Source organism: Streptomyces sp. NPDC004838, assembly GCF_053600955.1.
The window spans coordinates 1-11652 of record NZ_JBSGAW010000043.1; the positions used below are offsets into that span (position 1 = coordinate 1).

Sequence of the window (11652 nt, forward strand, 5' to 3'; positions counted from 1 at the left end):
TGGCGTTGAACTCCGATCGTCATCATGAGTTCTTCTTCGCGTGCTGGTGGATGGGGGCGGTGGCGAGTCCGGTGAACGTCCGCTGGTCGCCTGCCGAGATCTCGTATGCGTTGGAGGATTCGGGTACGGGGGTGCTGTTGGTGGACGATGCGTTCGTGCCGCTTGTTCCGCGGTTGCGGGAGCTGTGTCCCGGTCTGCGGACGCTGGTCTACTGCGGTGAGGGTCCGGTGCCCGAGGGCATGGTGGGTTACGAGGATCTGGTGGCCGCCGCCGAGCCGGTGGAGGATGTTCGCCGTGGTGGGGACGAGGTGGCCCTGCTGCTGTACACCGGCGGCACCACAGGACTCCCCAAAGGGGTGATGATCAGCCACCGGAGCCTGCTGACCAGCCTGTTCGGCTCCATCCTGGCCAACAAGGCGGCGGAGCGAGGAGGGGTCACCCTGCTGACCGCGCCGCTCTTCCACATCGCGGCGTTCCTCAGCTGGTACTCCCAGGCCGTGATCGGTGGCACCCTGGTCTTCCTCCCGGTCTTCTCGGCGGAGGGTTTCCTGGACGCGGTGCAGCGGCATCGGGTGACCACCTGCATCCTGGTGCCGGTGATGGTCCAGATGGTCTGCGAGCACCCGGAGTTCGGTTCGTACGACGTCAGCGGTCTGGAGACCGTCACCTACGGTGGCGCGGGCAGCCCGCAGAGTCTCCTGGACGAGGCCATGAAGGCTTTCCCACGGGCCCGTTTCACCCAGGGCTACGGCCTGACGGAGACCGGTGTGCTCACCATGCTCGCCCACGAGGACCATGTGCGGGGCGGTCCCCGGCTGCGTTCGGCGGGGCGTGCCACTCCTTCGGTGGAGCTCGCCGTCATGGGTCCGGACGGGGGCGTGCTTGAGCCGGGCGAGGTCGGGGAGGTGGTGACTCGGGGTGGGCATGTGATGGCGGGGTACTGGGGGAAGCCGGAGCAGACCGCTGAGGTGCTGCGGGACGGCTGGCTGCACACCGGTGACGGTGGCTATCTGGACGAGGAGGGCTACCTCTACATCGTCGACCGGCTCAAGGACATGATCATCACGGGTGGGGAGAACGTGTACTCCGCCGAGGTGGAGAACGCTGTGGCCTCGCATCCGGATGTGGCGTCCTGTGCGGTGATCGGTGTGCCCGACGAGGAGTGGGGCGAGCGGGTGCACGCCGTGGTCGTGCTGCGGCCTGGGCGGACCTCCACCGGGCAGGAGATCCGGGCCCACGTCAAAGCCCTGATCGCCGGTTACAAGGCCCCCCGGTCGGTCGAGTTCGTCGACGCGCTGCCGATGTCGGCCGCAGGGAAGATCCTCAAGCGCGAACTCCGCGACACCCACCAGAACTGAACACACCGCTGCCGCGACGGAAACCACAACCGAAGGCGCACCCGGTCGCCCGCGTCCACGCCGACGTCCGGGCCGATCGGACCCACGGTGGCGCGCGCGGCGGTCACGAAGACCATCACCGCCAAGGGCCCCCGCGGGCGGTGGGGACGGCCGCCGACCCGCCCAGCGTTCGCCCCTGGGCGGGTTCGGTACTCTGAGGGGCACTTCGGAGCCCCGTCGTGCGGACGCGGGGCGCACCGGCGCCGGCAAGAGGGAGCAGAACGTGGCAGCGCGCAGGCCGCCGAACCGCAAAGCGCTGATCCGCGTCGCGGCCGCCGAGCTGTTCCTGGAGCGCGGCTACCACAACGTCTCCGTCGCCGATGTGGCCGAGGCCCTGGGCATCACCGCGTCCGCGCTCTACTACCACTACCGCAACAAGCAGGAGCTGCTGCTGTGGGCCGTCCTGGACTGCCTGGACAGCGTCGACGCGCTGGTCCGGGAGGCAGCTGACCTGGAGGAGGCCCTGCGGTCCCTGGCGGCGTTCGTCACCAGGCCGCGGAGCGTCTTCGCCATCTGGGAGCGCGAGGCGCGCAACCTCGACGGCTCGGAGCGGGACGTGATCCGAGAGCGCGAGTTCGAGGTGGTGGCCCATCTGGTTCCGCTGCTGAGGACGGCCCGCCCCGACCTCGGCGGGCCGGAGGCCGAACTGGTGGCCCGCGCCGTATTCGGAGTCCTGGGCAGCCGCTCCCGGCACCGGCTCTCCCTGTCACGCCGCAGGGACCAGCAGTTGATGTTCCGCCTGGCCCGGGCTGCCGCCCACTGCGAGTTCTCCGCGGCCGACCGGCCCGCGGGGAACGGACCCGCCGCGTCCGGCAGCGGGCTCCGGATCCCCCGGCGCGAGCAACTGCTCACCGCGGCGGTCCGGCTCTTCGACGAGCGCGGCTACCAGTCGGTGACCATGGCCGACATCGGCGAGGCCGCCGGCATCGTCGCCTCCGGCGTGTACAGGCACTTCCCCAGCAAGACCGACCTGCTGGTGACCGCCATGAACCGCGGCGGGGAGAGGATACGAGCCTCCGCCGATCAGGCGCTGGCGCAGGCGAGGGATCCGCGGGAGGCCCTCGAACTGCTGCTCCGGGCCCATAGCGCGGTGGCGAGCGAGCACCGGCACCTGGACGGCATCCTGACCAACGAACGCGATCAGCTCCCCGAGAAGGAACGCACCGCCCTCCGGCGCCTCCAGGCGGACTACCAGGACGTCTGGGCCCAGGCCCTCGACGCGGTCCTCCCGGGGCGGGAACCGACCGAACTGAAGATCGTCATCCATGCCGTCCATGCGATGATCTACTTCGTGGTCCGCTCCCGGACCGCCGACCAGTGGCCCGATCTGCCCCGGCGCCTGACGGAGTTGGGCATGGCCGTACTGGTCGGGAGCTCCAGCCGGTAGTCCCGCGGCGGCGGCTCGTCCGACGTCTTCCGTGTCGAGGCCGGAGCGGCTGAGAGGCCGGCGGCGACGACCGTGCCGAACCCCTCCACCTCGTCGGCGGTGACACCGGGCGGACAGCCGTGACCACTGTGACACGCGGCCCGGCGGAGACAAAGGGATCGCACTCCCCGCTCCTCGGCGAGCGGACAAGTGTGTGCGTGCGCACAGTCCCCGGCGGCGTCGGCCGTGCGGCCGCACACCCCCCTTCAGGCGCGCTGGCTCACTCCCCGGCGCCGTACAGCCGGTACGCGTCCAGAGTCAACGTCAGGTCGACGAGGTCGCGGGGGCGGTCGAGATGCAGCCCGGTGAGCCGCTCCAGCCGGCGCAGCCGGTTCAGTACCGTGTTGCGGTGGCAGTACAGCAGCTCACCGGCCCGGCCCGCCAATCCCTGGCAGTCCAGCCAGACCTCCAGGGTGGTCAGCAGCAGTTCCCGCTCGGCGGCGTCCAGGGCCATCACCGGCCCGAGCACCTTGGCCCTCAGCTCACCTGCCAGGTCCGGCTGCGACAGTACGAAACCGGCGGATATCCGGTCCCCTATGACCGCCAGTTCCCCGTCGCTCCGGCAGGTGCCAAGGGCCAGCTCCGCGAGTTCCCGGGCACGCCCGAGCTGGGCGAGGCCGTCGACGACCGGGCTCATCCCCGCGCGTGCGCCGGGACCGACCGGCACCGCCGCCGCCAGTTCCTCCAGCGGCCGGTCCCGCAGCAGCGCCACCACCGCCTGGCCGTCCGTGTACGGGCACCAGTTGAGCTGGATGCCGTCCACCTCCTCGCGGACGGCGGCGTCGGACGGACGCGCGGACCGCGGACCGTTCAGCCGGACCACCGCATAGCGCCCGGTCAGCGGGAGTTCCAGGGTGACCGTGGCGGCGGAGAGGTCCAGCGGATCGTGGTGCCCGCGCAACAGTGCCTTGAAGGCCGGCAGCAGCTTGCGGCCGTCGTCCGGCGGCAGTCCCGCGGTGCACTGGCGATGCGCCTCGCGCATCAGATTGGTGTCCCGCTCGACCCAGCGCCAGTAGTCGTTGGCCGCGTACACCATCAGATGCGCCCTGTCGGGGCTCTCCTGCTGCACCGCCTCGACGAGGCTCTCCCAGAGCACCGAGGCGCCGATGCGGAACGCCTGCAAGACCGCCAGCAGCGGAAAGCCCTCGGCAGCCCGCTTGTGGCCCGTGGCCCAGGCCCGCTCTCCGGACTCCGCGAACCGCTCGGCGGAGGCCAGGGACCCGACCGAGATCTCCAGTGAGGTGTGCGCGGCCTCCAGGGTGTCCTGGGGAGCGAGCAGCGGACTGGCGTAGTGGATGATCTCCACCCGGATCCGGGCCAGCGCCCTCTCCGCCACGATCGAGACCCGGCCGAGCAGCAGATTGGCGGCATGGTGGAGGATGCCGTCCGCCGGAGAGAGGTCACCGGCCGGTAGACGGTCCGGCACAGTCGGTCGACTGCCGTTCAGGACCGGGGAGGCGCCCTGTCGGGCGCCGGCGCCGGCCTCGACCGGGCCGTGCGGGAACGCGTCCAAGGCCACCTCCGCTATCGCCTGACATCGCATTCTTCGTGCTCTCGGCGGCGAGCACCAGGCCCCAGAGGAAATCCGCCGAAAAGCCTACGGGCCCTTCGGCCTGCTCGGCCGCTCGCTCGTCCCTTGGGGCGAGACCCTGTGGGGGCGCACGACGAAGGAGTTCGCGCGCTGGGAGCGCTTCCACGATCGCCGCCCGACGCCTCGCCGTGCCCGCCGCCTGACGTACTCGCACGGTCCGCCGCCTGACGTACTCGCACGGTCCGGTGCCTGGCCTGATGCGTCCGGGGGTGTACGGCGGCGCGGCCGGGCTCTCGGGTGAGCAGCCGGGCTTTCGGGTGAATGGTCGGGCTTTCGGGTGAATGGTCGGGCTTTCGGGTGAGTGGTCGGCGCGCGTCCCGGACCGCCGGCGGCGACACGGCTCCCGGTACGGTCACGCCGGGCGTGCGCCCCGGTGACCGGTCGGCCGGTCCGAAGCCGGTGGCCGGCGCGGAGGCCGTGGCCCCCGCGGCGCGAGGGCGCCGCGGGGGCCACGGGGTGCTGCTCGGGCCGGTCAGCCCGCGGCGAGCGCGCGTGCCTCGGCGGCGATCAGCGCGGCGCGGTCGGCGGGTATGCGCGTGCCGGAGTGGTTCTCCACCCAGCCGGCCAGCTGGGTGTAGTGGCCGCGGCCCAGCATGGTCGTCATCGTGGCGACGCGGTTCGCGTCGGCGTCCGTGGTCAGGATCAGATGTGCCAGGCCGGTCCGGGTGGCCCGGACGGTGAACACCGACTCGGCGCGGGTGACTCCGCCGGGTCCGGTGGCCTCGGCGCGCAGGGTGTGCCGCCCCGCGGCGAGACCGGTGAGGTCGAGCGGCCGGCCGGCCGTGACGGGGGAGCCGTCCAGGGTGAGCGTGACCTTGTCCGCACCGGTGGCCTGCACGGCGGCGACCGGGCGCTGGGCACGGTCGAGGTCCGCGCCCGCGGCCGGGGAGGTGATGGTCACCAGCGGCGCCTTCGGCGGCTCCGGGCGGCTCTGGAGCTGAGCCGCGTTCCAGCCGCTGAGCTCGGCGGGCCGGTTGGTGATGACGGCGTCGACACCCATCGACTCGAGGGCCTTCCAGCGGTCCGCGCTGTCGACCGTCCACACCATCACCGCGACACCGGCGGCGTGCAGGTCGGCCACCACGCCGGGCCGCTTGGCGAGCGCGCCGTCGGAGGGGTTGTACGAGGCCAGCCGCAGTTCCTTCGCGAGGGCTACCGGGTCCTCGTCCAGGCCGCTCCTCAGCAGGCCGAGCGGCAGCTCGGGCGCCAGCTCACGGGCGTACCGCAGATGGTCGACCTCGAAGCTCTGCACGAAGACCCGCTCGGTCATCCCGCTGTCCCGGACCGTCTTCACGATCGTGGCGACCTGGTCGCGGGTGTGCGAGCCCTTGATCTCCAGCAGCATGTCGCCGCCCCGCGTACGCAGATCGTCGAGCTGCGCCGCCAGGGTGGGGACCTTGGTGCCGGTGTACGCGGGGGCGAACCACGAACCGGCGTCCAGCCCGTTCAGCTGGGCCGAGGTGAGGTCGCGGATCGGACCGGCGCCGTCGGTGGTGCGGTCGACCGTGGTGTCGTGCATCACGTACGGGACGCCGTCCTTGCTCGGCTGTACATCGTTCTCGATGTACTCGGCCCCGCCGCGCCGGCCCACCTCGTCGGAGACCAGGGTGTTCTCGGGCGCCGCCGACGAGCCTCCGCGGTGCGCGATCACGGTCATCGGCGAACCCTCGGGGCGGATGAAGCCCTGCTCGGGCAGCTCGGTGACCGAGAGGTCGTCGAACGAGACGGTGGCGCCGTTGACGACGAGCGCCTCGACGCCCTGCTCCGAGCGGACGACCCGCGTGGTGCGCATGGCCTCGCGGCCGTCGAAGAACCACCGGGCCTTCGAGCCGTGCACCTCCACGGCGATCCGCACATCGCGTCCGACGCCGGCGGCCGACGGGGCGGCGGCGGTGTCCGTGACATTCCAGCCGCCCGCCGTGGTGCGCTGGGCGAACTCCAGTCCGTTGGAGGCGGTGGTGCCGCTGCGCATGGTGGCGATGGACCACGGCACCGAGCCGTCGGCGGGGACGTCCATGCCCATCGCGACCCAGCGCGCCGAGTCCTTGACGGACTCGAACCGCGCGGTCACCTCCATCCGGAAGTCGTCGAGGTGCCGGCCGAAGGTGATACGGCTCTGCTGACCGGCGTCCGCCGACGTTCCGTACAGACGGCCGTCCTTCACCTCCCACTTGCCTTCGACAGGGCGGAAGCCCGCGGGGAGGGAGTTGCCCGAGAAGTCGGCCGAGAGCACCTTCCGGCCGTCCGCGGCGACGGCGGAGGGAATCGTTCCGGCACCGGCGGACGACGCTGTGAACAGGGACGCGAGGGTGGCGGTGGCGAGAACCGCGGCGGAGATGCGAAGTCTTTGCAGGGACATGCCGAAAACGTAGGAAGCCGGAGCGAACGGCTACGTACGCGGCGAAGAACCCGGGCCGTCGTTCACATGACCGGGCAGTGCCGGCCCGGCCTCTGACGGATACGAGGATCCGGACAAGGGCGAATATGCGGCCTCGCGGCGGATTTTGGAGTGAGATCTACCCCGACGGGAACCTTGTCGTGTTCAACTGCCGGTATCTCGCCGGGACTTCAGCCGGTGCCCGTACCGGCCCAAGAACCGGGCGTGGACCTCGGTTGGACGGGAAATTGCCCGAATGGACGCGGCGAGATGCCCGAACGGGCATGTCGGGATGGGTTTCGGGTGACCTTACGGGCAGGGATTCGGGCTTCGTGAACCGAGACGACCGCACCACGCCTCTCTTCGTGTGAACGCGCCACCCGGATGACCTACTCTCCGATAAGTGGTGCGGATGGGACGGGTGTTCCGTCCACACACCCCGTACATTCCGTTGGCCCTGCCCCGTATGGCGTCGTCAGGAGGTGGTCGGACGCCGTGAACAACCGTGACGATTCCCCTCTGTGGTACGGCGTGCTCGGCCCTGTCACCGTGCTGCGCGGCACCACCCCGCTCGACCTGGGTCCCCGGCAGCGGCGGGTACTGCTGACCCGCCTCCTGATCGAGGACGGACGTCAGGTCTCCCTCGGCGAGATCTGCCGCGATCTGTGGGAGGGCGACCAACCGACGGCTGCCGTCTCGTCGGTACGCGCCCACATCAGCCGGCTCCGGTCGGCCCTCGATCCGGGGCGGCAGGGCCCCTCGGAGCTGCTGGTCAGCGGCCCGGTCGGATACGCCCTGCGGGTCCCCCGCGAGGCGCGGGACACCGCCGTCTTCGAGGAGTCCGTGACCGGGGCGCGCACCGCGCTGCGGCAGGGGCATCTGGACCGGGCGCTGCGGCAGTTGGACCGGGCGCTGGACCTGTGGCGCGGCCCGGCCCTCGGCGAAGCCGCCGACCACGCCTTCGCTCTGCGGGAGAAGGCGCGGCTCAACGCCGCGCGCCAGGACGCCCGTGAGCTGCGGACCACGGTCCTCATCAAGCAGGGCGACCTGGAGCGGTCCGTCACCGCCGCCACCCGGCTCACCGCCGACGCCCCCCTGCGTGAGACATCCTGGGCACTGCTGATGCGCGCGCTGTACGCGGCCGGGCGGCCCGTGGAGTCGCTGCGGGAGTACGAGAGGTTCCGCACCCTGCTCGCCGGGGAACTCGGCCTCGACCCCAGCCCGGGACTGCAGAACCTGCACACCGCCATCCTCCGCCACGACATCGATGTCCTGGGCCCCGTTCCCGGGCCCCGGGCGCCGCACCGCCTGACCGCCGGCCCGACGCCGCGGACGCCCGCCGTGCCGCCGCTGGTGGGACGGGCGGACGAGACGGCGCAGCTCAACGCGCTGCTTCAGACGGTATGGGCGGGCAGTACCCAGTGGGCGGTGGTCTCCGGTGAGGAGGGCACCGGCAAGACCCGGCTGCTGGACGAACTGGCCCTACGAGCCGCCGAGGCCGGGCTGCCCGTCGTCCGCGTCGACGGCGGCCGGGCCGGCGCCGACGGCCAGGCGACCGCGCCGCCGTGCCCGGTGGTCCGCCTCCTCGACCTCCTGAGACGGCGGAACTCCGGCGAAGCGGCGGACGTCGTCTCGCCATCCGAGCCGGAGCCGGTGGAAGCGCTCGTCCGGGAACTGGGCCGGGCACCCGTGCTCTGTCTGCTCGACGACCTGGACGGGTCCACTCCGGAGACCTACGGGCGGCTGCGCCGGCTCGCCGCACAGCTGAGGGACACCGCCTCGGCCGTGGTGTGCGCCCTGCGCCGCACCGATGACCCGGAGGTCAGCGGCCTGCTCGCGGATCTCGCCCGGCGCGGCACGACCTGGCTGCGCCTGGAACCACTGACCGTCCAGGACGTGGCCGAGCTGCTGGTGGCGCAGGGAGAGGACCGGGCCGGGGCCGAGGTCCTGCACCGGCGCACGGAGGGCAATCCCTTCGTCCTGACGGAACTGCTGAAGGTGGCGCGGGATCAGCGCACGGGGCCCGGCGCCCGGGTGCCGCCCACGGTGTGCACCGTGGTCCAGGACCGGCTGGCCAGGCTGCCCGCCCAGGCCCGGACGGTCCTCACCCACACCGCCGTCGACGGCGGGCGGCTCGACGTAGGTCTGCTCGCCGAGGTCCAGGACGTGCCACGCGAACGGCTGCCGTCGCTGGTCGACGCCGCCGTCACCGCCGGGCTGCTGGTATGGCATCCGGACGGTGACGATCCGTCCGCCGGCCACTACCAGCTTCCGGAACTGGTCCACGAGGTGCTGCTCGACGCCCTCACCCCCTCCGCGCGGCAACTCCTGCACGCCGGGCTGGCCCACGCGCTGACTGGCCGCGACGGCACCTGCCGGGCCCGGCTCGCCAGGCATCTACGGGCAGCCGGCCCGCTGGCCCAGTTGGCGGTGTCCGGGTGTCCGTCCCGCCCGGTCCCCCCGCGGCGCGGGCGACTGACCGAGCACTGAACGAACACGGAACACCGACCCCTTTTTCACCGACGTCGCTCACCGCCCCGAGGCAGCGCCTTTTGGGCCGAAGGAGAAGTACATGTCCGAGAACCAGCGGAAACCGGGCGAACCCTCCGCCGGTGGTCCGGGAGCCACCGCGCCCGCCGCCGAGACCATCGCGGCCCGCCTCACCGGCGGCGGGGAGCCCCGAACCGCCTACACCGGGGAAGGCGGCGGTGGGGGAAGGGGCGCCTCAAGCGAACCGGAGACCAGTCCCGACGCAGGCGAAGGAGCCCGGTCCACCGAGCCGGCGGGACGGCGGGAAGCCGGTGCCGCGGCGAGCGGCACGGGTGCCGCCGCGGGGTCGGGGGAGTCCCGTGGCGAGCAGGCGCGGAACTCCAGGAGCGGCGGGTCGACCGCCGAGGAGAGCGGGAACAGCGGCGCGGGGAGCGGCGGGTCGACCACCGGGGAGAGCAGGAACGGCGAGGCCGGGGGAGGCCAGGGCGGCGGTGCCGCGGAGGGGAGAGGCGCGCGGGGAATCGCCGCCGGTTCCGCGGGGCAGAGCCGAGGCGTCATCGCGGCCGCCGTTACGGGGCGGAGCCGGGGAGTCGCCGCGACCGCCGCTGCCGGGGGGCAGGGCCGGGGCGCCACCGCGACCGCCGCCGCCGCCGGGGCCGGTGGTGACGCGCCGGGTTCCGGCGAGGGCGGGTCCGGCCGACCCCGGAAGCCCCTGCTCGCCGGTGCCGCCATGGCGGGCGCCATCCTGATCGCCGTACCACTGCTGATCATGGCGACCGGGAACGACGAAGAGAAGAAGAAGGTCGCCAACACCTCTGCCGCCGATTCCGTTCTGGGCCAGGACGGCGAACCGGCGGGTGCCTTCGTCGCCGAGTCGCCCTCGCCCACGGCGACCAAGCCGAAGGCGAAGTCGCCCTCCCCCACGCAGACCGCTCCGGAGAAGCCGGGGAAGCAGACGAAGGGCTCGTCGCCATCGGCCGCCGCGAAGGGCCCGAGTTCCGTGCCCGGTCAGCCGGCGGTCGCGCCGGGCCCCGAGCCACGGAAGAAGACGGCGGCGAGCGGCCTGCCCGCCGTCACGTCACGGGTGCTGATCAAGAACAACTCGAACGGCACCTGCGTGGACATCCCCACCGCCGGCGGCAGGCGGGACGGGCCGGTGCATCACTCGACGTGCAACAGCAACACCGACGACAACCAGCTGTGGAACGTGGAGAAGCGTTACGACTCGGCCGGGCCCGGCGGGGTGCCGCTCTTCCAGATCCGCAACGTCTCGGACGGCATGTGCCTGGACCTGCCCGGCACCAAGGCCGCCGGCAGCGACACCAGGGTCACGCAGTCCGGATGCGCCGGCACCACCAAGGACAATCAGATGTGGTGGCTGGACAAGCGGGCCGACGGGAAGTTCTGGATACGCAACGCCGCCAGCGCCGACATGTGCCTGGACTCCTATGGCCGGGACGAGAAGAGGCGCGAACTGATGATCTGGCCCTGCGCGCCCGAGAGCCGGAACAACCACATGTGGATCTTCACCCGCTCCTGACGGACGGACGACGTCTTCGCCACCGCTGTCTTCTTCCGTACTCTTCCACCCAGCTCTCCGAAGAAGGAAAAATAGGCGAATTAAGGGGACCCGGAAAGGGCCCCTTAATTCGCCTATCTCTATGACGGCACGGCAGCACGACATGCCCGATCGGGCGCAATTTCATTTGATGTCGACCTGTATTGCACGTTCATTGTTCGCGGTTGACGAGGTCTCGTCGGCAATGGGAGCGTGAGGCGTGGCGGGAAATTCCCGCCACGCCTGCGAGTGAAGGCATTACGGTCCGACATCTGGAGGTCGAGAATAATGAAGAGAATCACGAAGGCGGTTACGACGGTAGCGGCGGCGGCTGCTCTGGTCATCGCGATCCCCGCCGGCAACGCCGCGGCGATCAACGAGACGCGCTGCAGTGCGAATGACCTCCTTCGGATCGACACGGCGGGCTACGGCTCGTTGTGCTTCGCCAATGGGGGGACCACCCAGATGTATCAGATCCCTAATGTGACCAAGGTTTCGTCGGGGAACAACAAGGTGATTCTCAGGGGGCCCGGCGGCGTGTATCACAACATTCCGAAATGGACGACTCGGCACCTTTCGTCCGTCACTATCGACTACATTCGCATCTACTGAGCAGAGCCGGGGACTGGTGCAGTTGTTGGGGCTCTGTGCCGGTCCCCGCCGCTTCGCAACGGGTATCCGGTAGTCCTGGATTTGCGGCGCCGTCGGCTACGACGTGTGCCCGGACTTCCATGGTCGGGGCGAGAAGAGGCGCGAACCGCCAAGCCCTTGGCCCTGCGGCGGAGAACCTGAACCACCACGAATGGATCTTCA

Annotated in this window: 7 protein-coding genes; 5 read left to right on the forward strand and 2 right to left on the reverse strand. The window is 71.3% G+C overall.

Annotated elements, in window-relative coordinates; translation table 11 throughout:
• Together ACWEFL_RS33450 and ACWEFL_RS33455 are read left to right on the forward strand one after the other, a co-directional pair.
• The coding region (locus tag ACWEFL_RS33450; RefSeq protein ID WP_451720198.1) for an AMP-binding protein at window positions 1-1358 on the forward strand (1358 nt) is incomplete at its 5' end.
• A 262-nt stretch (window positions 1359-1620) separates the two neighbouring features.
• Window positions 1621-2784, forward strand: coding sequence for a TetR/AcrR family transcriptional regulator (locus tag ACWEFL_RS33455; RefSeq protein ID WP_451720201.1), 1164 nt, complete (start codon window positions 1621-1623; stop codon window positions 2782-2784).
• Window positions 2785-3043: 259 nt separating this feature from the next.
• On the opposite strand, the gene ACWEFL_RS33460 is transcribed toward ACWEFL_RS33455, so the two are convergent.
• On the reverse strand, window positions 3044-4336 hold the full coding sequence (locus tag ACWEFL_RS33460; RefSeq protein ID WP_451720204.1) for a helix-turn-helix domain-containing protein: 1293 nt from the start codon (window positions 4334-4336) through the stop codon (window positions 3044-3046).
• A 550-nt stretch (window positions 4337-4886) separates the two neighbouring features.
• Window positions 4887-6773, reverse strand: a complete 1887-nt coding sequence (locus ACWEFL_RS33465; RefSeq protein ID WP_451720207.1) for a glycerophosphodiester phosphodiesterase — start codon at window positions 6771-6773, stop codon at window positions 4887-4889.
• Between the two features lie 513 nt (window positions 6774-7286).
• On the opposite strand from ACWEFL_RS33465, the gene ACWEFL_RS33470 reads away from it, so the two are divergent.
• The 3 genes from ACWEFL_RS33470 to ACWEFL_RS33480 all read left to right on the forward strand — a co-directional run bounded on the left by ACWEFL_RS33470 (window position 7287) and on the right by ACWEFL_RS33480 (window position 11451).
• The gene (locus ACWEFL_RS33470; protein ID WP_451720210.1) at window positions 7287-9281 is read left to right on the forward strand and encodes a BTAD domain-containing putative transcriptional regulator; all 1995 of its coding nucleotides are present in this window, start codon (window positions 7287-7289) and stop codon (window positions 9279-9281) included.
• 82 nt (window positions 9282-9363) lie between these two features.
• Window positions 9364-10821, forward strand: coding sequence for an RICIN domain-containing protein (locus ACWEFL_RS33475; RefSeq protein WP_451720213.1), 1458 nt, complete (start codon window positions 9364-9366; stop codon window positions 10819-10821).
• A 306-nt stretch (window positions 10822-11127) separates the two neighbouring features.
• On the forward strand, window positions 11128-11451 hold the full coding sequence (locus ACWEFL_RS33480; protein WP_451720216.1) for a beta/gamma crystallin domain-containing protein: 324 nt from the start codon (window positions 11128-11130) through the stop codon (window positions 11449-11451).
• The last annotated feature ends 201 nt before the right edge of the window (window positions 11452-11652 follow it).

Bases quoted from the DNA above. Each gene is read 5' to 3' on its own strand.
- ACWEFL_RS33465 (WP_451720207.1), bottom strand. From the start codon at position 6,773: ATGTCCCTGCAAAGACTTCGCATCTCCGCCGCGGTTCTCGCCACCGCC.
- ACWEFL_RS33475 (WP_451720213.1), top strand. From the start codon at position 9,364: ATGTCCGAGAACCAGCGGAAACCGGGCGAACCCTCCGCCGGTGGTCCG.
- ACWEFL_RS33480 (WP_451720216.1), top strand. From the start codon at position 11,128: ATGAAGAGAATCACGAAGGCGGTTACGACGGTAGCGGCGGCGGCTGCT.